The organism is Streptomyces sp. NPDC006140, assembly GCF_040628815.1.
GTDB lineage: Bacteria > Actinomycetota > Actinomycetes > Streptomycetales > Streptomycetaceae > Streptomyces.
In genome coordinates this window covers 315,134-338,102 of the sequence record NZ_JBEXTS010000001.1, presented here as the reverse complement: position 1 = coordinate 338,102, position 22,969 = coordinate 315,134, and the positions used below count along the sequence as shown (strand labels likewise).

Here is a 22,969-nt window from a genome sequence, read left to right as displayed (position 1 = left end):
TTACATCGTCGTGCGGGGTTGATCAGGGACGTTCGCGGTACTGCTCGCGCGGCAGGAGCTGGATCTTCACGCCGTAGCCGGAACGGTCGGTGGGGACGTGGTCGCGTTCCTGCTCGATCAGCTCGCAGCCGGGGCAGCGCAGCGTGTCGGTGACATAGGCGTGGGGGTCACCGCCGCGTTCGCGATCCCACTCCTCCAGCCGGGTGTGGCACTCGGGACACACCGACCGCTGCCACTCCGCCCAGGCCAGCGCCTTGGCCCTATCAAGCTCAGTCCACCGGCCGTTGCCACCGAGGAACTGCGAGTGCGGGATGCCGAACCGCTCGCACAGCTCCAGCTCGGCGCGCAGCTGCGCATCGCGGCTCAGTCTTTTCCCAGCTCCACCCGGCTTTCCTGCTGGACGGACCAGGCCGCGTCCCACAGGGCGTTGGCGTCCGGGGCCGACCAGGTATTCAGCAGCTCCTCGGCCTCCTCGCGGCTCATGCCGTCCACGGAGGCGGCCGAGACCAGCGCCGCGGGGAACGTGTCCGGGTTGAAGACCGCGCCTTCCTCGGTCTGCTGCTCGGTCGGCGGATGCTGGGTGATCAGCTCCTCCAGTACCGGGCGCGGCAGGGCCCGGAAGGTCAGGAACTCCGAGGCGGCGTCCAGCGCACTACGGGCGTCTTCGTACGTGGCCGCGGCATCCTCAGCCTGCTGGGCTGCCTGCTCGTCACCAGGGTTGGCCTCGGCGACGAACCGTGCGCGTCGGGCGGCCTGTTGGGTCTCCTCGAACCGCTGGCGAAGCTGGTCGTCGTCGCAGACGCGGAGCTTGTTCTGGGGCCGGGCGCGGCGGCGCAGGCGGTCCATCTTGGCCGCCCACGACCCCTCCGCCGACATGGCGGCGGAGGGGGACTGCTGACGCTTGGGCGGTGCAGAGTGCGACATGCTCAGTCCTCGGCGCCGTGCTCGCGGACCGTGGCAGCAGTCTTGGTGGTGCTCACCACCGTCACGTCCACCTGGTCACCGTCGCGGTCCTGGTCGTGGTGGCCGTGCTCGTGGTCGTCCTCGCAGTCCTCGACCGGCGTGGGCAGAGGGTGCGGAGGTACGGCCTCGGGCACCGGGGCGTCGAGCGAGGGCTCCTCGGTGATCGTGAAGGTGACCTGGAACTTGGCGGCCTCGTTGCCGGTCGAGTACGTGGCAGCGCGGGTGGCGACCTGCGCGGGGAAGACGTCGACCGAGCGGGAGCCGGGGATGTCGCCCTTGCGGAGGAAGACGACGTAGCCCTGGGCGCCCTTGGGCAGCTCCTGCTCGATGTCGTCGGAGAACCGGTCCTCGTAGAAGGTCAGGGAGCTGCTCTCGGCCTTGTCATTGCCCGGGATCGAGGAGTTGAAGGTACTCCCCATGTCCGGGGTCTCGATCGGCTCGTTCTCCAGCGCCCAGCCCTCGATGTCGCTGACGGCCTTGGTCAGGTCGAACCGGTTGGGCTCGGAGATCTCCGCGCGGGTCGGCCGCTTCGGATCCTTGACCTTCTTGAGCCAGTAGATCTTGGAGATGCCGCGCCGGAGGAATCGGGTCTGGGTAGACGGCTTGCTCGTGGTCGGCTTCGTCAGGGACACAGGTCCGCTCCCACTTCCGGGGCAGCGTCCCGTGCCGAGGCCCTGCCCCTTGACGTTCAAAGGGGGTTCGCCTGGCCTGGGGCCTAGCGTCCGCGCGGGCCTCCGCGGTGAGGATCGAAGAACGCGTCTTCAGGCAGAGGTCACGGTGATCGTGAACCGCTGCACGTAGGACACGATAACGCCTGCCGCCGACACCGACGGCTCTCCTCCGGCATCATGATCCAACTCCCGGTCAATGACACGGGCTTCAGGAACCCGCAGGTCGTGGGTCCACTGGTCGCCGCTCCGGCCGACGACGCCGGCGCGGACACGGTCGGCCAGCCACTGCACCTGATCCTCCCGTTCGCCGACCGACGTGACCTGATACGTCCAGACCGCATCCGCATGCCAGTCCCACAGGGGCGGCCCGCTGAACTCGCCGGGCAGTGAATCGAGGATGGTGTACGGCACTGCGGCGGGCTTCCACTCGCCGGACGTGCCTTGCACACGCGGCAGTTCACCAACCCCGCAGGGTCGGCCGGTTGCCTTCTCCACGAGCGCCGCCAGGGCCCGGGTCACGGGCAGGCGTGCCACGGTCACGGCAGCACACCTTCCGCGAGGGCCTGGATGAACGCGGGCTCGGTCTGTCGGAAGGCGAGCTCGACGTGCGGGAACGGCGGCTGCCGATAGTGGCGACCGAGCGCGTCGACGCCGACGAAGCCGTACTCCAACCGGCGCGCCTGCGGGGCATCGGTGAACACCTCGGCCGTGACCTGCCCGCCTCCGGTGCGCACCCGCACATCCCAAGAGGCACGGTACTGGCCGTTGATCACGTTCGGTCCCGGACGGCCGGATGCGTTGCGCTGAATACGGACCCGCAGCAGCATCGCGTGATGGCGGGTGATCGTGCGGGTGCGGGCACGGGCGGCAGGGCCCATCTGAGCCAGGGCTGCGGCCAGCGCGATCGGGTCGCGGAACGCGGTCGCGTCCGGGTGGGCATTCGGGTGCGGGTTCGCGAGTGCCATCAGTCGATCACCTGCACCCGGACGATGCGCACCACGCTGTAGGTGCCCACCGTCTCGTCCGACACGCGGAAGCGGCGGCCCACCAGCTGCGGGTCACGCGACCCGCCCGGCCGCACGGATCCAGCTACCCGGATCACGTCATCCGGCCGGAGTTCCGGGGCCTCGACCGGCAGTACAGCCTGGTAGTCCGTCGTGGGCGGCTTGACTGCCACGGCTCCGCTCAGCGGCCGAGTGATCGCCGGGCGGCCCAACGGAATTACGGCGCCGAGCCCCTCCCAGACCAAGACGTCGTCCGGCACCGGGGACACGAGCCGCCCGGTGGTTTCGTCCAGTACGTCGTCCGCGCGCCCCGCGCTGTCCCGCCACACTTCGAGCTTGTCGTCCAGGATGCGGCCGACGACTCGGCGTGCACCCTCCACGTCAAAGGCCACGAGCCCACTCCTGGAGCTGGGTGAGCATCGCCTCCGTCAGCGAACGCGGGCCCGTGCCAAGGTCGGGCCGGGCCAACGCAGCGCGTTCCAGCTCCCCGGCGTCGATCGCCTCCAGGAAGACCGCGGCCGGCGGGCCCGGGTCGGGGATGTCTGCCACACAGACACGGGCCAGGCCCTCAAAGACCGTCTCGGCGTAGTCCCCGGGGTAAAGGACGACCTGAGGCGACTCACCTTCGTGGTGACCGATCGCGTAGCCCTTGAAGGCTCCAGGGTCGACCCGCTGTCCGTTGAGCTCTATCGCAGCCTTGGGGCCGCGGGCCGTGATCCGTACGCTGTGCAGGTTCTCTTCGACGTGATCCATTCAGCCGACGCTAAGCGGCCCGTCGGACACACCCAGGCGGGCTGGCCCAGAAAATCAAACACGTGATTGGATCCGAGTGTGACCGCGATTCCCACCTGTCCTGTGCCATCGAAGCTTGATCGGCATCAAGTACTGACGGCCAGGAGCGGTGGAGGCCGGTCGTTGTCATACCTGGTCGTTCGCCAGGTGGTTGAGGACGGGCATGTCGTGGATGGTGATGTTGCGGTAGTGGGTGGTGATGATTTCCTTGTTTCTGAGCAGGCGGAGGCCACGAGCGAGGCTCTCTCGCGAGGCGCCGATGAGCGAGGCGAGTTCCTCCTGCGACAGGCGCAGGGAAATGGTCAATCCGTTCTCTGTGGGGTGGCCGTAGTCGGTGGCCAGCGTGGTCAATAGACGGGCCAGTCGTTGCACGAGCGATCCGGATGACAAGTCCAGTCTGATGCTGTCGGAAGCCCTGAGTTTTCCGATGACTTCACGCGTGAGAGCCCTCAGGGCTTCGGGGTGGCGGTCGAGGTAGTCCGCGAAAGACGGGCCGGGAAGGATGAGCGTGGTGCACGGCCCCAGCGTGGTCACGGTTGCCGACCTGGGTTGATGGTCGAGCATGCTAGTAGCGCCGACGGCACTTCCGGGTCTGGCGATGCGGAGCAGGATCTCGTGTCCGTCGGGTGTATAGGCGGTGACTTTTGCGACCCCGTTCATGAGAACGAAGACATGGTCGGACCGATCCCCCTGAACAAGGAGCCGCTCACCGGACTTGAAGCTACGCCGTCTCCCTTGTGCGATCAGTGCGTTATGCGCGTTCGGTGAGAGGCCCCCGAGGAAGGTCCCCGGGGGCCAGCCGTGTTGCTGAAGCGAACTCATCCAGGATCCGGATCAGTGCATCGCTTCGATGAGGCGCGGAAGTGCGGTCACGAGACCGGCCAAGGCCGCGAAGGCGACCGGGACGGCTGTCGGCATCTTGCGGCCCATTTTACGGACGATGTAGGCGCCCAGAATGAAGAGAGCCACTGTGACCAGCACAGCGCCTCCGATGAACCATTTGTAGTCATCGGGTGATTGCATGCAGAGGGTTCCTTCGATTGTTCGCCGATCCCGAAATTGCGTACACGTATGCGATGTTGGTGCCTTGGTAGGAGGCGTCGACACGTGAGCGCGGGAAAGAGCGTAGCGAGACGATCAAGGAACGTCGAGGGATTCACCGAAATAACTTCACCGAAACCAGTAGGAGGAATGCCCGGAAATGGGGCTTGTCCGGCATTTCGGCGATTTAAGGGAAGAAGCGGGGGCTGCCGGCTACCACCCCGGCAGTCCCGCCTCTGTAGCTGAGTCGGGATCGGCAGAACCCATACGCAGCCCGTATAGACTGCCGTTTTCTGTGCGGGCTGTCTGTGCCAGTTGACACAGACTCAATACTCAGTTCTGCGCTGCAGCGACGACTTGGCGCGATTGCTGCAGGGATTGCGGACGCTAGAACCCGCGGGCTGCAGCCTAGATCGTCGGAGGGCGTCGCGCTGACGTTGGCCACCGGCAACGGTGAATGAGGAGTGGCACGCGACCTACCGCCAGGTCGCCATATGCCCAGTAATGGAGCTGCCGCGACAGCTCATCCGTCTGTCGTCGGAAGTGCTGTTCCAATCGAACCGTGCGCGTTCTGCCGACCCGACACTGAACTGGGCATCGACCTGGCGTAGGGACCCCGGCCCCCGGGGTTGTCAGCCAGTGGGGCGGTCAGTGGGCTACAGCGAGCGCCAGCTCCCGCACGCCGGGCGTGCTGGGGTGCCTGGAGGACAGGTCGGAGACGATAGCCTGGATCGAGGGCCGATCGCGTACCTCTCCGGGGCTCACGCGCATCGCGGCGAGCAGTTCATGGGCAGTCTGCTCTGGTTTCCCCCACTGCCACCAGGCGCGAGCGAGGTCCGTGTGCATCCGGCTCTTGCGCTCGGCGGTGGGGAAGAGGTCGGCGCGCAAGCCTCGCCCGGCCTCAAGCGCCGCGCCGGCGTCTCCCAGGGCCCAGTGCACACCAACCGCGTACAGATCGACAGCGGCCGGGGAAATGCGGAACAGGCGACCTTCCGGTGGCACGGCGGGCAGCCGACGGGCCGCTCGCCGAGCCTCCTCGATCATGGCGAGAGCCTGACCGCGGTCGCCTGCGCGCGCCGCCGTATACGAGGTGGTGCAGAGCATTTGTGCGTATGCCGCGGCCTGTGCGTCAGTACGCAGTCCGGTGGTCTCCACCTCAGCGGCGGCACTGAGGATGAGGCGCTGCGCGGCGGGGGCCTGGTCCTGATGGCGGAGGACGATGGCGAGTTCACGCGCGGCCGCAGCGGCGGCCAGTGGAGAGCCGGAGAGGGACGCGTACGTCGTGGCGCGGTCAGCTGTGATGCGGGCGCGGTCATGCTGGCCGATCTTGACCAGGACCTGTGTGGCCAGGGTGTAGCAGGCGGAGAGACGCGCGTGATCGAGGTCCGAGCGGGATCGCGCGGCGTCATGGGCATCGCCAAGCAGGCCGGGTAGGTCGCGAAGCAGGGCCGCGTGCTGCCCGGCGTCGAACATGCGGCGGGCACGAGTGAGCCAGGCATCGGGCCGGACCGCCTTCCCGGAGGGGGCAGGGGTGCCAGCGAGTGCGTCATCGACGCCGAGAAGCAGGGAGGTAGGCACGGCCGTCCCTGCGGCGGCGAGCAGAGTACGGCGGCGCATCGGGTCCTCCTCGGCGTCACGCGAAGCGTCCGGCGCCACTCTAGTGGGGATGGCCACCGCGACGGTGGCGAAACCGCAGGCTGCCGCAAGAACGGATGACGGAAGCCCGACAGCGGCAGCTGCCGCCCGTAAGAGCGCAACGTCAGTGACCCGCTTGCTCGCTTCCAGTCGCGACACGGTCGAGGCGGAGCACCCGATCCGGGATCCCAAGTCCCCCTGTGTCCAACCGCGGTGGCGCCGGCCGAGGCGGATCAACGCGCCTGGCTCCCGGCGCTCGACCATGCCACGCGCTTCGGGGGAGGTCCACATTCCCAACTCGGTGGCGAGCATCAGCGCCCTCCCGCGCGGTTAGAACCCGGGGGCCCTCAACCGTACGGATGCGCTCTGCCCCCGTCGAGGGCGTGTGCAGGTTCTGCACATGAGGTGGGCAGGGTTGTGCAAGGTCACCCAGATGGGTAGGTGGCGGGAGAGGCCCCGCGCGGTGAGTGCGCGCGGGGCTTCGGCCATGCAGTAGATGGCGTCAGGCAACGGAGGCGATGAACGCCTTCCATGCCTCCGGCCGGACGGCAAGAGCCGGGCCGTTGGTCTGCTTGGAGTCGCACACGCCGACGGCCGCGGTCAGGTCGGCAACCATCAAGCAATTGCCGCCGTTGTTGCTGTAGGACGACTTGAACCAGGCGCCTTCGGGGGCGAGGTCCAGAGCGCGCTTGTTGAGGGCCATGTCTCAGATCTCTCGTGATAGTTGGTGCAGAAACTTCGGCGTTTCCCCGACGGGGAGCGAGTCATCCCGCAAGGCGTCGAACCTGCGGGCGAACCTCCAGACCTCAGTGTCCTTGTCGGTGAGGTTGGAAGCGCCATCGGCCATGTCCATCTGGACGACGGTCGGAACGGGATCTTCGAACTCCATCAGCGTGAAGTTGAAGTGCGCTCGGTAGGTGGGAGTGTTCATGGGCAGCACCTGGAGCGTCACGTTGTCCAGGGCGGCCAGATCGATGAGGCGTTCGATCTGCTTGAGCATGATCTCGCGACTGCCGACGATCCGGCGTAGGGCGGCTTCGTCGAGGATGGCGCGGATCTCCACGGGGTTCTCCCGGGTGAGGATCTCCTGGCGTTCCATTCGGAGCGCCACACCACGCTTCACGAACTCGGTGGTTTGTTCCTCCACGAGTTTGCCCGCCTCGAACAGCGCGCGGGCATAGTCTTCGGTCTGGAACAACCCGAAGACCACACCAGGCTCCCACGCCCTTATCGACTTGGCACCGTCCTCCAGTCCGATGTACATGGCCAGGCCCGAGGGCATCGTGCGCGCGTAGGTGGACCACCAGCCACGATTCAGACTGTCGCGGTGGATACCGACCAGGAACTCCACGTCCTCCTCGTCGGTGATTCCGTAGTGCTTCAGCAAGGCTTCGAGATCGGCAGCGCGGCGGAACGCGGATGTGCCCTTCTCTACCCGATACAGCTGCGACTCGGAGATGTCGGTACCGACGACCGCCTCCTTCGGAGACTTGAAGCCGGCCTTCTCGCGCAGGCGCTCCAGCTCCTTTCCGAGCTGCACGCGCCTGACCGTCGGTCCTGTAGGAGCCGCCACGTGCCCTCCTGTATCCAGTCCACTCGATTCTGCCCCGAGCCCAGGAAGCTCAGTCGAGAGTCCGCCGAACTGGGCTGATAGTTCGGCGGGGTGACGTGTGAGTCCAGCGGCTCGGGGGGTGAGTCCCGAGTCTGCCACCTCCAGTCTCCATTGCAAAGAACACAGCATCGACGCCTGCATATGCCAGATCAAGTGAAGTTTTCACTTCATCTTGCACTGCAACTCTCCCATGGGTCAGCCTTGTTGAGCCACGGAAGCGGCTCGTCCGACTGCGAGCCGCAACCCGAGGTCCGGGTGTCCCCTCCTGGTTCCGATAGGGGTGCCCGGTGAGCACCCCCCCCCCAGCGGTCCGCCACTGCGCCGAACCATCCCCCCCTCGACGGCGGCCCGCGCGCACTCCCGAGCAGACCGGACGGAGACAGCCTCCATGTCACCGAGTACGGCACAAAGTCGCCCTAATGCGGCGTGGATGGACAAGGACAACGAGCGGCAGTCGTGGGTACGAGACATCGCACTGCGCCCGCTGGCGAATCGCGGCCTGTACCTGAAGAAGAAGCGCGAGCAGAACAACATTGTCGCCCTGGAGACCCCCCTCAAGCGGAAGCGACGCATCATCGCCTACGCGCTCACCGAGACCGGCGGCCAGGTCGACCACGCGATGGCTTCCGTACGACGCCTCATCGAGGAGCACGACTACGACGTGGTCCACGAGCTGACCGACGTCCACGCCCCCTACGAGCCGCTCACCCGGCCCGGCTGGGCGGAGGCCCGGCGGCTCGTCAGCATGGGATTCGCTGACGGCATCGCGGTCCTGAACCGGGAAGCGGTCAGCGTCCACGACGACGAGTACGAGGAAGAGCTGCGCTGGCTCGGCGACCGCCCTGCGCTGCTGCTGCTCGTCATCCAGGAGACCGCCCCTTGAAGGGACTTGGGCCGCTGGCTCGATGAACGCCAGATCGGGTGGCGTCAGATCCTCACGCAGGTCCTGCTCGTCATATCCGTCTCCGCCGGACTCGTCTCCGCCCTGCTGTACGCCGACCGCTGAGAGCAGGCGCGCGCATCGAGCTGTTGCGCAAGGACTGGCGCAGCCTGACCACCTACCATCTGGACGAGCGCGGCAGCACCGCCGGCATCGTCCTGCGTGGCCCACGCCGCTGATTTCCCGCCCCTTGGCACTTACCGAGTTCCACGCCGACCAGGGGGCGGCCCAATACCCCCGTCCCCTGGCAAGCCGATCGGGAAGTGCGGCCAGGGGACGGGCCTGTACACGCATCTCAAGGCCAAGGCGTGCCGCGCCGCCGGGCCGTGACCGGCGCGGGCCCGTGTCTTCTCCCCCATTCAGGCGCCCGTCGCCCGCTGGAACTACACGCTCAGCACCTGAAAACGCGGGCCGACTTGTGCGGAAGCGACGGAACAGGCCCCTGAGCCGCCAGCTCGGGCCCGACATGATGATCGTGAGGGCAGTTGAAGTGACCCAGGCAGCACCACAGCCTCAAATGGCCCACAGTCGGCCGTTGGAAGGCCGAATGGAATTGGAGGAGCTAGCTGGCAGCCCGACCCAGTGGGCGTACGTCGCGGGCTGGAACGGCATCGAGATGTGGAAGGTGTCCGGCCCGCACGGTGAGTGGGCGCTGAAGGTCGGCCGGAACGACGGTGCGGTGGAGGTCGCCAGGGAGGCCGCCGTATGGGGCCGGATCGCCGGCATGGTCTCAGCGACGTCGTACGGCAAACGCGCCCAGCACGGCCGTGGCGTTGGCTCGGCCTGGCTGGCCACGCCGTGGCTGCGCGGCACGTCACTGTGGGACATCTTCTACCCGGTCAGAGAGCGCAGGGGCAACCATGCAGAGGCCCTGGCATCCGCCATCGAAGCGTGCATGGCCGTCGCCTCCATCCACCAGGCCCAGTGGGTCCACGGAGACCTCCAGCCGCACCACATCATCCTCACGCCCGGCGGCACGCGGCTCATCGACTGGTCCTGGGGCTGGTCAGCAGGCAGCGACCTTCCTGCCTCAAACACCTACAACGGCTGCTTCGTGCACCTGGCCGGCAACGAGCTGATCGCCCGCGCCCAGTCCGGGCAGCGGCCGGTACTCACGTCCCCACCTGACGAGACCTGGACCCTGGCGGCGTCGATCTGGTGGGCTGCAACAAACCAATGGCCCCGCGACTACCGGTCGTTGGGCATAGATCCGGCTGCTTTCACCCGGATCGAGCTGAGCAAGGTGATCCTGCGTCATCGCCCACCGCTCGGCCACATCGACCATTGGCCGCAGCTGGAGAAGGCGCTGAGGACGGTGCTCGAACCCCCCGCCGAAGCCCGGCCAGGCGCACTGGACCTGGCCCAATACCTGCGGGGAATCACCCCCTGACGGCCGCCCGAGGCCCCACCGTCTTCCCATCAAGCGCGTGTGCAGATCCTGCACAGCGAATGCACGCCACGGCAGCCGATCACCGCGGATACCCGGCTGCTGGTGCCCTAGTGCCAGCAACAGACACGCCCACCATCCCTTTGGCCGCTTCCCTGAGGAGGCACCCCATGGTTCCGCACGTTGTCCTCACCTGGGTCACCACCGCCCGCGGCGGAGCTGAGAACTCCGTTGTCGAGCTGGCCGGGAGCCTTGCCCGCCTGGTGCCCAGCGTCGACGTGGTGTGGTGGCGCCACGGCGGCCCGTCCGCCGGCCCCTGCGCCTCCGCCCGCCTCCACGAGGTCACCAGCTGGTCCGACTACGCCAGGACCTTGTCCCGTGTCTGCGCGGCGGCTGGCGACCGCCCGACGGTTGTGATCTCGAACCACCGCACCGCAGCTGCGGACGCAGTGATCACCCCCAACGCCCGCGTCATCCCCGTGGTCCGGCACGTCGTCAACCCCGACCAGGTAATGCGGGTGATCAACCCCTACGACGGTCACATGGTCGAGCGCACCATCGGCCGACTCTGGTGGGAGCTGCTGGCCGCCGTGCCCGTCTGGGTGGGCATCTCCCAGGCGTCGTCGGCCGCCCTGCGCAAGCATGCGCCCCAGGCCCGGTTCGTCACCACCATCCACAACGGCGTCACCATCCCGCCAACGGTCCCGGCCCACAACCGGCCCGCCACGGGCAGGCTCCTGGTGGCCTCCGTCGCCCGCACCGTGCCGTGGAAGCGGGTGGACCAGCTCGTACAGGCCGTGGCAGACCCGCGCCTGTCCACCTCCGTACGCCTCGACGTCTTCGGGGAACCAGGCTCCCAGCAGACCGAACTGGCCAACTTGGTCCGCGAACTCGCCGCACCCGTGCGCTTCATGGGATACACCGACGGCCTGCCCCAGCGGCTCGCCGAGTACGACCTGCTGGCCACTGCCGCCGTCCAGGAGGGCTTCGGACGTGCCGTCATCGACGCCGCGGGCGCCGCGGTGCCCTCCCTCGTGCCTGACGCCGGAGCCAGCCCCGAACTCGTCATCGACGGGCTGACCGGCATGGTCTACGACCCCGACGACCCCGGGGACCTCGTGGAGGCGCTCACCGAGGCGCTGCTCGACAGGCCGATGCTGATCCAGATGGGCAAGGCCGCCCGTGCCCTTGCCGAGGGCTGGTACACGCCGGGACGCTGCGCCGCCCAGTACCTGAAGCTCGTGCTGGGCCAGCGCCCCATCGACCGTCCGCTGGTGGCCGCGCAGTGAGCGGCGCCGGTCCCCTCTTGGGTGAGGTGCTGTGTCTGTCCGACGACCCCTTCTTGAAGGACCTGGGCGCGGGCGTCCTGGATGAGCAGCCCATCGCCTCCATCGGCGACATCTCCGGCGCCGCGTACGACCTGGTGCGCACCGCGCTCGGCGACCGGCCGCAGATCCACCCCGACGCCTACGTGTCCCCGCTGGCGAAGGTGGCTGACGACGTGGTGATCGGCCCGGGAGTGAGTGTGCACGAGTACTCGACGGTGCGCGGCCGGACGGTGCTCTCCTCCCATGTGCACGTCGGGTACGGATGCGAGGTCTCCCGGAGCCTCGTCGCAGAGCACAGCGTCCTCTCCCACCGGGCCACCGTGGGCTGCTGCGTCATCGGCCGGCACTGCTACTTCTCCGCGGACCTGCTCACCCCGTCCTGTCTGATCTCGAACGACGACATGCTCCATCCTGACAAGCCCATCCACTTTGCCCTGCCCGGCGGCGGGCGGATGAGCACCGGCCAGTCGAAGTGGTCGGCGCTGATCGGCGACCACGTCCGGGCCGGCTCCCGGGTCTCGATCGGCCCCGGCGCCGTGGTGGGCGCCCGCACGCTACTGGCCGCGAACGTCACTGTCGCCACCGCGTGGGTCCCTGCCGACACCCGTGTACACATATCCGAACACCAGTCCACTCTCCTGGGAGGCAGCCCGTGCTGATGTACGAGACCGAACGCAAGCACCTGGTCAGCGCCATCAATGACCTGCGTGAGTGGAAGCTGCTCGACCCGGCCGGCGGCGCCGTGTCCATGCGCCTGCACGACGGCAACATCCTCATGTCGTGCACCCGGCTGGCCTTCGACCGCTGGCAGGTCAGCCCGCGCGACTTCATCGTCCTCGACCCCGAGGGAGATATCGTCGAGCAGACCGGCGGGCTCGGCGCATCCGGCACTCCCTTACACCTGGACTTGTACCGGATGCTGCCCCGCGCCGGGGCCCTCGTGCACACCCACGCCCCCTATACCCTGGCCTTCGCCTCGCTCGGCGTGCCGGTCCCCAGCGTCACCAACCGCGCCGACACCTTCGGCGAGATCCCCTGCCTGCACGCCGACGACGCCGCGGTGAAGGCAGCCTTCCACGCCAACCCGGTGCCGCTCGATCTACCGAAGGGCACGGTGCAGCGGCCCGAGGTCGCCGCCGTCAACGTCCTGGAGTACCGGCCACAGCTGGAGAAGGTCATCGCGCCCCGCGCCAGCGAACTGGAACGGCACGGGCTCGCCTTCACCCTCTACCGGCACGGCGCGTTCACCGTCGGCCGACACCTGGAGGAAACAGTCGACCTGATGCTGCGTCTGGAGGAGACCGCGCGCACGGCGTTGCTCCAGGCGCAGCTGACCGGCGGAGTCGTCTATCCCAACCGCCTCTACGAGCCCGAGCGGCGGTCCTACGACCGTGCAACCATCGCCACACCAGTATCGTCGTATCTCACTGGACGGGATTAGACGTAGAGAAAATGGCGACAATCTCGTCCTAATCAGTCGAATCACGGGACGGGATACATCACTACATGAATATCGCCCACCATCAGGAGCGACCCATGGCAGCCGACCGCCACGTCTACCGCATCACCGGGGGCGTACCACTGCGCGGCACGGTGCAGGCGTCCGGTGCGAAGAACGCGGTCACCAAGCAGCTCGTCGCCACGCTCCTGACCGACGAACCGTGCGTGCTGCACGGCGTGCCCCGCATCCTGGAGGTCGACCTCGTCCTGGGCATGCTCGCCGAGCTGGGCACTGAGGTGGCCTGGCTCGACGAGCACACCGTGCGCGTGCACACGGCCCAGGTGACCAACACCCAGTTGTCCGCCATGTACTCCGGCGTCAACCGGATCCCGATCCTGATGATGGGCCCCCTGCTGCACCGGCGCGGCGAGACCGTCGTCCCCCTGCCAGGCGGCTGCACCATCGGCAAGCGGCCCATCGACTTCCACCTGAGCGGCCTGAGCCAGATGGGTGCCGACATCGTGGACAGCGCCCGGTCGGTCAAGGTCAGCGCCAGCAGGCTCACCGGCGCCCACGTCCACCTGGCCTTCCCGTCCGTCGGGGCCACGGAGAACCTGCTGCTGGCGGCCGTCCTCGCCAAGGGCACCACCGTGATCTCCAACGCGGCCGTCGAACCGGAGATCGTGGACCTGGTCCTCATGCTCCAGAAGATGGGCGCGCTCATCACGATCGACACCGACCGCACGATCGTGGTCAACGGCGTCACCGGACTGCGGGGCGTTGAGCACCGTACGGTCCCCGACCGGATCGAGATCGCCTCGTTCGCGGCGGCCGCCGTCGCCACCGACGGCCGGATCGAGGTAACCGGTGCCCGCCAGGACCACCTGATCACCTTCCTGAACGTCCTGCACCACATCGGCGGCGAGTTCACCGAGACCGAGACCGGCCTTGCGTTCTTCCGATCACGGCCGCTGACCGCCACCGACATCGAAACCGGCGTCCACCCCGGATTCATGACGGACTGGCAGCAGCCCATCACCGTCCTGCTCACCCAGGCCGCCGGTACCTCCGTCGTCCACGAAACCATCTACGAGGACCGCTTCGGCTACGCCGAGCAGCTCAGCCGCTCCATGGGCGCCGAGATCGAGCTGACCACCCGGTGCCTGGGCGCCACCGCGTGCCGCTGGCACAACCGGGACTTCCTGCACACCGCCAAGATCAGCGGCCCGGCCCCGCTCAAGGCGGCCGATCTGGTCATCCCCGACCTGCGGGCCGGCTTCGGCTATGTCCTCGCCGCGCTGGTCGCCGAAGGCACCAGCACCATCAGCGGCACCCGCTACCTCGAACGCGGCTACGAAGAGCCCATGGCCAAACTCACCGCCGTCGGCGCACGCATCACCACGAAGCCCGTCTGACCCCGGTGCCGCCCGCCACTGTCCGGCGGGCGGCACCGGCCCCATCAGAAAGGAACAGCCGGTGCGCACTCTCACGTTCCTCCCACCCACACAGCGGACCTGGGAGCCGGTGATCGACCAGCACGAAACCTGGCTCGGGGTCAACCCGGTCCAGGGGTGCAACAAGGCGTGCGGCTACTGCTACCTGGTCGACCGCGGCCAGACCCGCGTCAAACCGGTCGAACTGGCAACACCCAAGCGGACAGTCGACCTGCTCAAGGCGAGCCCGTACTACCACCCGCAGGCCGCCCTCGCCCTCTACACCTGCACTGACGCCCTCTCCACACCTCGCACCCGAGCCCACCTCATCGGCCTCCTCGGCGAACTCACCGCCCGAGACGTGCACAACCCGGTGTGCCTGATCACGAAGTGCGCCGTCACCCAGGACGTCATCGACGCCATCCTCGCCGCGCAGGCGGCCGGCACCCCTGTGATCGTCTACCTCAGCTACTCCGGCCTCGGCCCGGACATCGAACGCGGCATCGACCACCAGGCGCTGCGCGCCAACTTCCCCCGCCTCCACGAGCACGGCATTCCCGTCATCCACTACTGGCGCCCGCTGATGCCTGCGAACGCCGCCCCGGAGACGATCAACCATGTCCTGAACTGGGCCGCCCGCTACTCCGCCTGCTCCGTCGCCGTCGGCCTCAAGGTGAAGCCCGGGGCCAGGGATCAGATGACCGCGCTGTGGCCCGAACTCGGCGCCGACGAGCTGCCTCTCGAAGCCGCCGACGCCGTATGGCCGCGCCAGACCTGGGAGCTGCTGGCCTCGCTCCCGAGCCGTTACCCCGATCACCCCATCCTCCAGACCAACAGCTGTGCCCTGGCGTACGTCCTGCAGCGCGCCGACGCCCACCGCGTCCATGGCACGGCAGCCTGCGTCGCCAACCACTGCCCGGACACCCAACGGGGCCGGTGCGCCACCGCAATACCCACGCCTGTAACCACCGACGACATCCGCAGCCGCCTCGTCTGGCTCGGCGTACCCACCATCCGATCCGTCGACTGGGATGCCGAGCAGCGCACCGCCACCGTCGAAGGAGCCCTCGCCATCCGTGACCGCAACAACATCTCCCAGCAGCTCGGTATCGGCATCCGGGCCTCACGAGACGGGAACGACCGCTACTGGTCCGGACGACTCGAAGGCGGACAGCCACTCGTCGTCGACTCCTGACCGCCGATCTGAACTGGCAGATGAACAGGTTGAACGCATGCACGTGGCGATCGCGCGCACGCTCGTGCATCTCCGAGCGAAGCGCGGCTGGTCGGTGTACGACCTTGAGGAGCGCACAGGGGTCAGCCGCTCGACGCTGTCAAGAATCGAGCGAGCAGTCACCACCCCGAAGTTGGCCGTGTTGGTCAGGGTGTGCTTGGCCTACGGCTGCTCGGTAGCGCACCTTCTGACCGAAGCTGAGGCCGAGGTGCGGGGAACCGCCGCCGGCGGATCTGATACGTCGGGTTGACCTCGTCAGCCAGTGGCTGGGCGGTGTTGCTGCGTGACCTTCACTACCGGTAGCGGCGGGCGGGGGCCAGCCACGTCACCGCCATCACCGCATCCGCTGCCTCCTCCTCGTCTCCGGGCTCGTCCGGGGCGGGAGCCTGGCGGACCTGTTCGATCTGCCGCTCGATGCCGCGCAGGTTTTCCTGCAGGTCCATGGTCACCACGTTGTCGACGGTGACCTTCAGCGGGTCGGCGAGGAGCTTGGCACGTCGCTCGCCCAGTACCTCGAGCGCGACCGCGCGCACGGATTGCATGCGGAAGAAGCGGCATTCCAGGTCGGCCGGGTCAGTGTCCGGGCCGAGCTGCGCAAGCAGCCAGGACCGCTGGAACTCGTCCACCAGGTTCACATCCTCAAGGGGAGTCACGGCCCGGAGCCACTCGGGGGAAACTGGCTCCGGGCCGTACGGGCGAGCGTATTACGCGGAGGACGAGCGTGCTCGCCGCGACGGCGACTTCTTCATGCCGCCCCCGTCGGTCTCGCCCTGCCTGCGGTCGGGCCTGGCACCGGCTGCGGTGGGGTCCGGCTCGCCGACAACGACCTGCTCCGGCTCGGCGTCCTCGCATGGCGGCGTATCCCAGGCGTCCGGATGCGTCACCAGCGCCGCTATCTCCGGCGCCGGACTCTCGCCCGGCAGCAGGATCAGGTCTTCGTGGCTGGTCGGGTCCTTCACGTACACGGCGGCGATCAGTCGGCGCTCCGGCATCACAGCACCTTCGCGACGATGTGGGCGTCCGGGGTGTGCATCACCGGCATGCCGACCGCGGCGCCCTTGGTCCAGATCTGGACCGGGTCATCCTGAACCCCGCGGGTGATGATCAGGCCCGGCGCGTCCTCCCGGAGGATCTCCGGGTTCGAGCCGCGCGACAGCACCAGCGCCTCGGCCGTCACGCCGAGCATGGTCTGCGCCCACTTCTCCCGCTCCGGCGGCACGAGGATCCACAGATCCTCCGGCAGCACCTTGCGCGGCTTCCCGTCCACGCGGACCTGGGCCTTGTAGAACGTCACCGGCGGCAGGGAGTAGTTGCCCCGTACGACGTTGATCTGCTGCGGGGTCAGCGTCGCCGTCGGTGTCGTCGACGGGTTCACCGACCCGTAGTACGCGGCCCGGTAGGCGTTGTTCGCCGCGAGGAAGCTGAACGCCTTCCGGCTGGTGATCACCAGCTCCGGCTCCGGGGCGCCGATGTCGTCCAGGTGCTGAATCCAGCGCAGCTCATCGGTGATCAGGTCGGACTCCGGATCGGACCACGGGCGGGCCGCCACCGGCATGTTCTCGGCGGGAACGTTCCAGTCGACTTCCAGCGTCAGCCCATTCTCCTGCACCAGGGAGAACCGGCCATCGGCCAGGACGTCGCCGGCCGCCAGCTCCAGCCGGGACCGGATGGCCTCCACGTGCCGCTCGACGTCGTCGTACAGCAGCTCGATCAGCCGGTCCTGGTCCGAGCCTCGGGAGGCTTCGAGCAGGATCTGCTCCTGCTCCCCCACGACCAGCTTCTGGCCCAGCGCCGGCAGCGCGCCCTCACGGGAGGTCTGCCACGCCTCGCGGGTCGCGAACGGCACGCTGGCGTCGAACGCCCGGTACTTCGCCACGTTGACGTACCGGCCGGAGTCCTTCACCCGCCACTTGACTTCCGGCAGCACCATCGTCGGGAAGATGCTCTGCGTGAGCAGGAAGTCCTTCGGGCTGGGTATCGCTCGTGCGAACGTCGTCAGGTCAATGGCCTGGACGTCCTTGAGCAGGTCCTGAATCGTCACAGCTCAGGCCCCCGCTCACGCGAAGCGGATCTGCGCGGCACGCGGGTGCCACACAAGCTGCGACACGTCGATGCCGCCCGGGACGCACGACGCCTTCACCGCGCCGTGCCAAAGCAGCGCGGCCGGTACCCGTGTCTGGCCCGGAGCGAACGGCGCCTCGGCGAACACGAAGCCGCGCAGCACCTGGCGGCCGCAGGTGGCCTCCGGGTCGTACGGGCCGTACAGCTTCGACTCTGCGACCTTGCCCACCGGCACACCGGAGAAGACCCGGCCGTACGGCTCGCACCCGTCACCGCACTGGTAGTGGACGCCTTCGGTGAACAGGTTCAGGTCGAGGGTGATCGTGTCGGTCGAGTCGGTGCCGTGCAGCGAGGCCAGCCACTCACGGTTGGCGGTCAGGTGCTCCGACGTCGATACGGGCTGAATGGACATGCTGTGTCTCCATGGACGATGCGGTCAGCTTCCGCACACCGCCCACACAGGCGGTGCCGTCCACGAAGTCGAGGGGGCGTGGTCCCCACTGTGTGTGCCCCGGTTCAGCGGGCGTCGCTGAACCGGGGCACCAGAAGACCGCGGCGACGGGCCATCTCCAGCCCGGCTGCGCCCGGCTTCGGCGGTGGTGTCGTCCGCGTCGGGGCCCGCCCGGCTGGAGCTCCGGCCGGTGCCGCCGGCACCGGAGTGCGCGCCTCGCCGAACAGCTCCGGGCGCCGGGCGCGCAGGGCCTCTGCCGCTGCCTGGATCTGCGCCTCGTCCGCGTCATCTTCGGCGGCAAGCAGACGCTCCGCGTCCGTCAGGTCCTCACCCGACGCGCCCAGCGCCACCAGGGCCGCGCGGCGCAGCGCCGCCCGTTCCCGCTCTGCCGCCAGCTCCTCACGGCGAGCCGCCTCCAACTCCCTTTCAGCGGCAGCCCGTTCCCGGCGCTCAACTTCCGTCAGTGCCGCCCGCTCCGCCTCGCGCTGCGCAGTGACGAACTCCGTCAAAGCCTTCGGGGAGTCGAACCCCAGTGTGGACAACAGGCGCTTGATCGCGGCGCGTTCACCCTGAGCCTTCTCCCGCGTCAGCATCCGTCCCAGACGCTCCTGGGTAACCGTCACCTGCTGCTCCTGGCCGCCGTCATCCGCGTCGTCCAGGTGGTCGTTGGTCTCGTCCTCAGACGAGGCGCCGAGAATCGGGTAGATCGGCCGCCCGTCACCGCGGTAGCCGACAGGGTGACGAGCGGGCAGGGGCCGGACCATGCAACTCCTCCAGTGCGCGCCCCCGCGCTGTCGATCAGTTTAGCTACCGGCGCCGACATCGCCACCGACAACATGTCCCGCTCTCACGCCCCCCGGCCGCCGACAGGCTCAGGCATTCGGCCCACCTCCGCCGAACCTGGATCGTCCTCGGTCCCCATCGCCCCCTCCGGATCGGCGCGGCGCGCGGCAGCTTCCGCAAGCCGCACGGCGGCCTCCTCCTCGGCCTTCGCCCGGATACGCGCCACCTCCTGGGAGGCGTCGTCAATCGGATATCCCGCGTCCAGCAGCATCTGCACCGCCGTCTCCAGCGAGATCACACCCGCCCCATACGCGGTAACGACCTCCTCCAGCACCGCGCCCCGGTCCGTCGGCGTGTGCGGCGCCCACGCCAGCCGCGCCGAGAACGACTCCCCGGCCGCCCACCCTTCCGCGCGACCGGCCTGATACAGCCGCTGCACGAACTTCAGCAGCAGCCGGTACTTGTGCTCCCTGGCCAGCCGCATCGTCCCGATCAGCGCATCCAGCGGCGCGAGAGCCAACTGGAACGCGTATCCCGAGGGCACCTCCGCAGCGTCCAGCGTCCCCAGCCCCGCCGCGGTGATCCGTGAGTTCGCAGCGATCCGGTCCAGCAGGTGCTCCACCCGCGCCCGCAGTTCCGCCAACTGCGGCGAGGTGTCCAGCGCGTCCATGCGCCCCGACTCGCCGAGCTGCCACACCGCGCCGGCCTCCACCTTCAGCTTCTCCGGCCTGCCCGTCGCCCGGTCCACCGGCAGCCGTGCCCCCGCCAAACCGATGATCGGCGTGCCCGTCGTCGCCGAGGCCGCCGAGCTGTCCGAATCGGTCGCGGCCAGCTCGTCCAGGGCCTGGAGCACGCGAGCGAGACCGGACCGCCCCCAGTGCTCCCCGCCGTCCGGGATCGTGTTCGTGATGTGGATGACCGGAACGAAGTCGATCATCAAGTCCAGCCGGTTCAGCTCCGTGCCGTCTGCCCGTACCCGGAACGACGCCTTGTCCATGGGCAACCGGTCCAAGGTCTCCCCGCGCTTCAAGTCCTCCAGCAGCCACTCGGCGTCCGTCAGGTAGCACGTCACCTTCGACGCGCGGCCCGGCTCCCACGGGTAGGTCCGCACGACGCTGCCGTCCTCGGAAATCGGACCCAGCTCGTACGTCACCCGCCGCACCCTGGCCTTCAGCCCGGCGTCCTCATCCTCCGGCAGCTCCCACGCCAGATGCACCCGCGACGGGAAGTCCTCGTCCTGGTCGTCGTCCCACTGCGGGAAGAAAAACCCCGGATCGTAGACCCGCAGCGTCGGCCGCTGCTTCTCCGGGCTCCACGCCAGCACGTACACGCTGTCGCCCAGCAGCACGGCCGTACGCTCCGCCTGCTGAATCCGCAGAGTCAGCAGCTCCTTCTCAGCCCACTTCCGCAAACGCTCCTGAACAGCGGCGGCCTCCGTCGCGCCCGGCTCCGGCGACTCCTCATCAGCGTGCTCGGCACCCGCCACCGCGATCTGCTGATCCGACCCGAGCAGGTAGCCCAGCGCCGTATCGACCAGATTCGCCGCATCCCCCAGCTCACGCCGCTCCAGGGCAGCGTCGTCGCCCGCGGCCGCAGAAAGTTGCCCGGCCTGGTTGTTGTCGTAGGCCGCCAGCACCTTGTAGGCGGCCAGCCGCCGCAACTCATGCGGCGGCACCCAGGTCTTGGCCAACTCGGGAAACGCCTGACTCCCCGGACGGCCGGCATCAACCATCACAGATTTGTAGTTCAGCCACGACCAAGCGTCGATCAGGAATTGGCGCAGGCCCATCGGAAGCAGATCCTCCGTCGTCGGCCCCGCGCCGAAGGATCAGGGTAGTCATGAGCCATGCTGCGATGACGGGCCCACCGCACTCGGGTCAGAATCGCCGCGCGTCAGATAGCGAAGCAGCGGCGCTGTTGATCGCGTCGGCTGCCCCGTGGAGCTTCCTGGGTAGGTCGGCCAGGCGCGCTAGTTGAGGGAGGTTGTCCTGCAAGTGCCTGAGACCTTCGCTCGCCTTCAGCAGCGTGGGGGCGTTGTCCTGAAGATGCCCGAGCCTGTCACTGGCCTGGGACAGCATCCAGGCCGTATCTTCCGACACCCCAGGGCGGCGACCCCGTAGTTCCTCTACATCCGCCTTGAGGACCTTCACCAGCGACGCCCAATCGGGCATGGCCTCCGCGATCCTGGCCAGCAGTGGGGCCATCCGCTCGACGTACGCCTCCTGCGCCTCGTAGATCATCTCGGCCAGCCGTTCCTCCGTCAGCCCGTTCAACCCTGCCAAGGCAGCTTGCCCATCAGCCTCGCGGGAGGACTTCCAGCCTTCAAGGATCTCCACGGTGTACTTCTCACCACCCTTCCCATCGATCCGCTTGTGATGCACATTGCACAAAAGCAACAGGTTGGCGAAGCTGTTCCGCTTCTCCACACTCCACGACGCGGTAAACCGCTTCCCGTCCGGCTTGAGAGCACGGATGTGCGCGATGTCCAGGTTGAGCACTGGCTCCCCGTCGATCATGCGCACGGTCGGGACCCCACACCCCGGGGCATAGCAGCCACCTCGGGACAAGGTCATCAGCGCAGCAATGGCGGCGTTGCTGTACTTCCGGCGCAGTTCCTCGGCCATGGCCGTCCTCCTCGTCGAGCCGAAATCCCTACCTCGCACGGTAAGGGCCGCCACTGACAACTCACCCTCTCAGCAAGTAAGTTCTGGACCACTTGCGGTCACTACCGCCTGCCAGCCAGACGCTGATCATCCCCGCGCCGAGGGGGCGGCATCGTTGGGTCGAGAAACAGATCCCACAACGCCCACACTGCCGAGTCCAACAAGTCCGGCGAGTCCTCCGTCTCGCCCTGGCCGACGAACGTCGTCATCTGTTCCTCCAGCTCGGCGAACACCCGCGCAGAGCCCACGTGATGCACACGTGCCTGCTCGTACAGCTGCGCCGCCGGCGCCGCCCGCGCCCGCTTGCCCCGCGTGGCATGAACGATTCGCCAGTTCACGGTCGGATCCACCTGTTCCAGCAGCGCGGGCAGGTAGTCGCCCCCGTTGTTCGCCTCGATGACCACGCAGTCCGCGCGGTGCTCGTGGTACAGCTTCGCCGCGCGCTGCATCGCCTGGGTCGGCGTATACCGGTCCTGCTCGCAGTGCAGTAGATACCCGCGGGGCCGGTCGTCCCCGAACATCGTCTCCACCGGGTAGCCGCGTCCGGCCACGGTGAAGGCCGTCATGTCCGCGTTCTCGTGGCTCTTGGTCGCCGGGTCCACGGCGACGACCACCCGCTGCAAGTCCGGCAGGTGCTCGGGCCGGGGCCGGAAGCCCTCGACCTCCAGCATCCAGCCCTTCCACAGGGCGCCCTCCACGTCCTCCAGCAGCTCGCCCGACAGCTCCTGCCGTCCGAGGCGGGTACCGGCGTACTCCTCCTCCAGCTCCGCCCTGGCCGCGGGGCTGAGGTTGGCATCGTTCTCCCGCATGTGGCCGCGCGTGAGCACCACCCGGGGCGGCTCCCCGCCTTCCCGGTGCGCTTTCGCCTGCGCCTGGCCGCGCTCGACCAGCCGCTTCACGTGCGGCAGCGGCTTCGGCGTCGTGGAGATCACCACCTGCGGGGTGTCCGCCTCGCGCAGGCAGAACCACAGCATGTCGTACACCTCTTGCGCGGTGTGCCGCGACCAGGCCGCGTACTCGTCCAACCATGCCTTGTCGAAGGCCCAGCCGCGCAGGTTGTCCGGCGTCTCCGCGCCGAAGCCGCGGATCAGCGTGCCGTTCTTCAGCCGCAGCGTCGTCTCGCCCAGCGACGAGTTGTACTTCGCCACGTCCTCGGGCGGGATCACGGATAGCAGGCCGGACTTCGGGGAGTCGAAGCAGATGTCGCGCACCAGCGTGGCATTCTTAGCCACCACGGCGATCTGCAATCCGGGCGTCTTGGCCCACTCCCGCACGGTTTCTGCCGCAGTGCGGCTTTTGCCCCAGCCGCGGCCGGTGAGCAACATCCACACCGTCCACAGCCACCGTGGGGACCGCTGCGACGCGCGGGCGTGGTGGTGCAGCCATCCCTCGTGCGGCAGCCCGTCACAGTCCGGCACCTCGCACGCCCACCGGCGGGCCGACAACTCGTCGGCCCGCACCAACGCGGCGACCTCGGCCTTCAGCTGCTCTAGGCTCATCACCGACGGGTCGGCGAAGCCCTCGATCATG

Annotated in this window: 28 protein-coding genes; 8 read left to right on the top strand and 20 right to left on the bottom strand. The window is 68.3% G+C overall.

What is annotated here, in order from left to right; all coding sequences use genetic code 11:
- Positions 1-22: 22 nt before the first annotated feature.
- The 12 genes from ABZ386_RS01610 to ABZ386_RS01555 all read right to left on the bottom strand — a co-directional run bounded on the left by ABZ386_RS01610 (position 23) and on the right by ABZ386_RS01555 (position 7,646).
- The gene (locus ABZ386_RS01610) at positions 23-223 is read right to left on the bottom strand and encodes a hypothetical protein (protein WP_358963062.1); all 201 of its coding nucleotides are present in this window, start codon (positions 221-223) and stop codon (positions 23-25) included.
- A gap of 140 nt (positions 224-363) precedes the next feature.
- Complete coding sequence (locus ABZ386_RS01605; RefSeq protein ID WP_358963060.1) at positions 364-924, bottom strand: hypothetical protein; 561 nt, start codon at positions 922-924, stop codon at positions 364-366.
- Positions 925-926: 2 nt separating this feature from the next.
- On the bottom strand, positions 927-1,595 hold the full coding sequence (locus tag ABZ386_RS01600) for a hypothetical protein (protein WP_358963058.1): 669 nt from the start codon (positions 1,593-1,595) through the stop codon (positions 927-929).
- Between the two features lie 129 nt (positions 1,596-1,724).
- Positions 1,725-2,174, bottom strand: a complete 450-nt coding sequence (locus ABZ386_RS01595) for a hypothetical protein (protein ID WP_358963055.1) — start codon at positions 2,172-2,174, stop codon at positions 1,725-1,727.
- Complete coding sequence (locus tag ABZ386_RS01590; RefSeq protein WP_358963052.1) at positions 2,171-2,599, bottom strand: HK97 gp10 family phage protein; 429 nt, start codon at positions 2,597-2,599, stop codon at positions 2,171-2,173. The genes ABZ386_RS01595 and ABZ386_RS01590 overlap by 4 nt, the downstream gene beginning before the upstream one ends.
- Entirely contained in the window at positions 2,599-3,030 is a 432-nt protein-coding gene (locus ABZ386_RS01585) for a DUF6093 family protein (RefSeq protein WP_358963050.1), read from the bottom strand. The genes ABZ386_RS01590 and ABZ386_RS01585 overlap by 1 nt, the downstream gene beginning before the upstream one ends.
- Positions 3,020-3,391, bottom strand: a complete 372-nt coding sequence (locus tag ABZ386_RS01580; protein ID WP_358963047.1) for a hypothetical protein — start codon at positions 3,389-3,391, stop codon at positions 3,020-3,022. Before ABZ386_RS01580 ends, ABZ386_RS01585 begins: the two co-directional genes overlap by 11 nt.
- Positions 3,392-3,556: 165 nt before the next feature.
- Entirely contained in the window at positions 3,557-4,252 is a 696-nt protein-coding gene (locus ABZ386_RS01575) for a Crp/Fnr family transcriptional regulator (RefSeq protein ID WP_358963044.1), read from the bottom strand.
- A 12-nt stretch (positions 4,253-4,264) separates the two neighbouring features.
- Complete coding sequence (locus ABZ386_RS01570) at positions 4,265-4,453, bottom strand: hypothetical protein (protein ID WP_358963042.1); 189 nt, start codon at positions 4,451-4,453, stop codon at positions 4,265-4,267.
- A gap of 666 nt (positions 4,454-5,119) precedes the next feature.
- Positions 5,120-6,418 (bottom strand): helix-turn-helix transcriptional regulator, encoded by a 1,299-nt coding sequence (locus tag ABZ386_RS01565; protein ID WP_358963039.1) that lies wholly within the window; start codon positions 6,416-6,418, stop codon positions 5,120-5,122.
- 190 nt (positions 6,419-6,608) lie between these two features.
- The gene (locus ABZ386_RS01560; protein ID WP_358963036.1) at positions 6,609-6,809 is read right to left on the bottom strand and encodes a DUF397 domain-containing protein; all 201 of its coding nucleotides are present in this window, start codon (positions 6,807-6,809) and stop codon (positions 6,609-6,611) included.
- A gap of 3 nt (positions 6,810-6,812) precedes the next feature.
- The gene (locus ABZ386_RS01555) at positions 6,813-7,646 is read right to left on the bottom strand and encodes a helix-turn-helix transcriptional regulator (protein WP_358963033.1); all 834 of its coding nucleotides are present in this window, start codon (positions 7,644-7,646) and stop codon (positions 6,813-6,815) included.
- Between the two features lie 502 nt (positions 7,647-8,148).
- Between ABZ386_RS01555 and ABZ386_RS01550 the strand changes: the two genes are divergently transcribed.
- The 8 genes from ABZ386_RS01550 to ABZ386_RS01515 all read left to right on the top strand — a co-directional run bounded on the left by ABZ386_RS01550 (position 8,149) and on the right by ABZ386_RS01515 (position 15,731).
- Positions 8,149-8,601, top strand: coding sequence for a hypothetical protein (locus ABZ386_RS01550; RefSeq protein ID WP_358963030.1), 453 nt, complete (start codon positions 8,149-8,151; stop codon positions 8,599-8,601).
- Between the two features lie 604 nt (positions 8,602-9,205).
- Positions 9,206-10,048, top strand: a complete 843-nt coding sequence (locus ABZ386_RS01545) for a hypothetical protein (RefSeq protein WP_358963028.1) — start codon at positions 9,206-9,208, stop codon at positions 10,046-10,048.
- A 167-nt stretch (positions 10,049-10,215) separates the two neighbouring features.
- Positions 10,216-11,334 (top strand): glycosyltransferase family 4 protein, encoded by a 1,119-nt coding sequence (locus tag ABZ386_RS01540; protein ID WP_358963025.1) that lies wholly within the window; start codon positions 10,216-10,218, stop codon positions 11,332-11,334.
- 17 nt (positions 11,335-11,351) lie between these two features.
- Positions 11,352-12,032 carry a hypothetical protein gene (locus ABZ386_RS01535; protein ID WP_358963023.1) on the top strand — a complete coding sequence of 227 codons (681 nt, stop codon included), beginning with the start codon at positions 11,352-11,354 and terminating at the stop codon, positions 12,030-12,032.
- Positions 12,032-12,814: a class II aldolase/adducin family protein gene (locus ABZ386_RS01530; RefSeq protein WP_358963662.1), complete on the top strand. Its 783-nt coding sequence runs from the start codon at positions 12,032-12,034 to the stop codon at positions 12,812-12,814. Before ABZ386_RS01535 ends, ABZ386_RS01530 begins: the two co-directional genes overlap by 1 nt.
- A 95-nt stretch (positions 12,815-12,909) precedes the next feature.
- On the top strand, positions 12,910-14,229 hold the full coding sequence (murA, locus tag ABZ386_RS01525; RefSeq protein WP_358963020.1) for a UDP-N-acetylglucosamine 1-carboxyvinyltransferase: 1,320 nt from the start codon (positions 12,910-12,912) through the stop codon (positions 14,227-14,229).
- Between the two features lie 61 nt (positions 14,230-14,290).
- Entirely contained in the window at positions 14,291-15,442 is a 1,152-nt protein-coding gene (locus tag ABZ386_RS01520; RefSeq protein ID WP_358963018.1) for a hypothetical protein, read from the top strand.
- Between the two features lie 37 nt (positions 15,443-15,479).
- Positions 15,480-15,731 carry a helix-turn-helix transcriptional regulator gene (locus ABZ386_RS01515; RefSeq protein ID WP_358963016.1) on the top strand — a complete coding sequence of 84 codons (252 nt, stop codon included), beginning with the start codon at positions 15,480-15,482 and terminating at the stop codon, positions 15,729-15,731.
- Between the two features lie 43 nt (positions 15,732-15,774).
- Here ABZ386_RS01515 and ABZ386_RS01510 read toward each other — a convergent pair whose 3' ends face one another.
- The 8 genes from ABZ386_RS01510 to ABZ386_RS01475 form a co-directional block, all read right to left on the bottom strand.
- Positions 15,775-16,107 (bottom strand): hypothetical protein, encoded by a 333-nt coding sequence (locus tag ABZ386_RS01510; protein WP_358963014.1) that lies wholly within the window; start codon positions 16,105-16,107, stop codon positions 15,775-15,777.
- Between the two features lie 78 nt (positions 16,108-16,185).
- Entirely contained in the window at positions 16,186-16,473 is a 288-nt protein-coding gene (locus ABZ386_RS01505; RefSeq protein WP_358963012.1) for a hypothetical protein, read from the bottom strand.
- Complete coding sequence (locus tag ABZ386_RS01500) at positions 16,473-17,522, bottom strand: major capsid protein (protein WP_358963010.1); 1,050 nt, start codon at positions 17,520-17,522, stop codon at positions 16,473-16,475. The genes ABZ386_RS01505 and ABZ386_RS01500 overlap by 1 nt, the downstream gene beginning before the upstream one ends.
- Before the next feature lie 15 nt (positions 17,523-17,537).
- Positions 17,538-17,954, bottom strand: coding sequence for a head decoration protein (locus tag ABZ386_RS01495; RefSeq protein ID WP_358963007.1), 417 nt, complete (start codon positions 17,952-17,954; stop codon positions 17,538-17,540).
- Positions 17,955-18,058: 104 nt separating this feature from the next.
- Positions 18,059-18,757 (bottom strand): hypothetical protein, encoded by a 699-nt coding sequence (locus ABZ386_RS01490; protein WP_358963005.1) that lies wholly within the window; start codon positions 18,755-18,757, stop codon positions 18,059-18,061.
- Positions 18,758-18,840: 83 nt separating this feature from the next.
- Complete coding sequence (locus ABZ386_RS01485) at positions 18,841-20,565, bottom strand: hypothetical protein (protein WP_358963003.1); 1,725 nt, start codon at positions 20,563-20,565, stop codon at positions 18,841-18,843.
- Positions 20,566-20,653: 88 nt separating this feature from the next.
- Complete coding sequence (locus tag ABZ386_RS01480; RefSeq protein WP_358963001.1) at positions 20,654-21,400, bottom strand: hypothetical protein; 747 nt, start codon at positions 21,398-21,400, stop codon at positions 20,654-20,656.
- 101 nt (positions 21,401-21,501) lie between these two features.
- Positions 21,502-22,968 carry a terminase family protein gene (locus tag ABZ386_RS01475; protein WP_358962999.1) on the bottom strand — a complete coding sequence of 489 codons (1,467 nt, stop codon included), beginning with the start codon at positions 22,966-22,968 and terminating at the stop codon, positions 21,502-21,504.
- Between the last annotated feature and the right edge of the window lies 1 nt (position 22,969).

Excerpts from the sequence above, each read along its gene's own strand:
- ABZ386_RS01480 (WP_358963001.1), bottom strand. The coding sequence starts at position 21,400 with ATGGCCGAGGAACTGCGCCGGAAGTACAGCAACGCCGCCATTGCTGCG.
- ABZ386_RS01490 (WP_358963005.1), bottom strand. The coding sequence starts at position 18,757 with ATGGTCCGGCCCCTGCCCGCTCGTCACCCTGTCGGCTACCGCGGTGAC.
- ABZ386_RS01495 (WP_358963007.1), bottom strand. The coding sequence starts at position 17,954 with ATGTCCATTCAGCCCGTATCGACGTCGGAGCACCTGACCGCCAACCGT.
- ABZ386_RS01565 (WP_358963039.1), bottom strand. The coding sequence starts at position 6,418 with ATGCTCGCCACCGAGTTGGGAATGTGGACCTCCCCCGAAGCGCGTGGC.
- ABZ386_RS01530 (WP_358963662.1), top strand. The coding sequence starts at position 12,032 with ATGTACGAGACCGAACGCAAGCACCTGGTCAGCGCCATCAATGACCTG.
- murA (WP_358963020.1), top strand. The coding sequence starts at position 12,910 with ATGGCAGCCGACCGCCACGTCTACCGCATCACCGGGGGCGTACCACTG.
- ABZ386_RS01475 (WP_358962999.1), bottom strand. The coding sequence starts at position 22,968 with ATGATCGAGGGCTTCGCCGACCCGTCGGTGATGAGCCTAGAGCAGCTG.
- ABZ386_RS01580 (WP_358963047.1), bottom strand. The coding sequence starts at position 3,391 with ATGGATCACGTCGAAGAGAACCTGCACAGCGTACGGATCACGGCCCGC.
- ABZ386_RS01570 (WP_358963042.1), bottom strand. The coding sequence starts at position 4,453 with ATGCAATCACCCGATGACTACAAATGGTTCATCGGAGGCGCTGTGCTG.
- ABZ386_RS01605 (WP_358963060.1), bottom strand. The coding sequence starts at position 924 with ATGTCGCACTCTGCACCGCCCAAGCGTCAGCAGTCCCCCTCCGCCGCC.
- ABZ386_RS01575 (WP_358963044.1), bottom strand. The coding sequence starts at position 4,252 with ATGAGTTCGCTTCAGCAACACGGCTGGCCCCCGGGGACCTTCCTCGGG.
- ABZ386_RS01550 (WP_358963030.1), top strand. The coding sequence starts at position 8,149 with ATGGACAAGGACAACGAGCGGCAGTCGTGGGTACGAGACATCGCACTG.
- ABZ386_RS01540 (WP_358963025.1), top strand. The coding sequence starts at position 10,216 with ATGGTTCCGCACGTTGTCCTCACCTGGGTCACCACCGCCCGCGGCGGA.
- ABZ386_RS01590 (WP_358963052.1), bottom strand. The coding sequence starts at position 2,599 with ATGGCACTCGCGAACCCGCACCCGAATGCCCACCCGGACGCGACCGCG.
- ABZ386_RS01515 (WP_358963016.1), top strand. The coding sequence starts at position 15,480 with ATGCACGTGGCGATCGCGCGCACGCTCGTGCATCTCCGAGCGAAGCGC.
- ABZ386_RS01485 (WP_358963003.1), bottom strand. The coding sequence starts at position 20,565 with ATGGGCCTGCGCCAATTCCTGATCGACGCTTGGTCGTGGCTGAACTAC.
- ABZ386_RS01545 (WP_358963028.1), top strand. The coding sequence starts at position 9,206 with ATGGAATTGGAGGAGCTAGCTGGCAGCCCGACCCAGTGGGCGTACGTC.
- ABZ386_RS01560 (WP_358963036.1), bottom strand. The coding sequence starts at position 6,809 with ATGGCCCTCAACAAGCGCGCTCTGGACCTCGCCCCCGAAGGCGCCTGG.
- ABZ386_RS01505 (WP_358963012.1), bottom strand. The coding sequence starts at position 16,473 with ATGCCGGAGCGCCGACTGATCGCCGCCGTGTACGTGAAGGACCCGACC.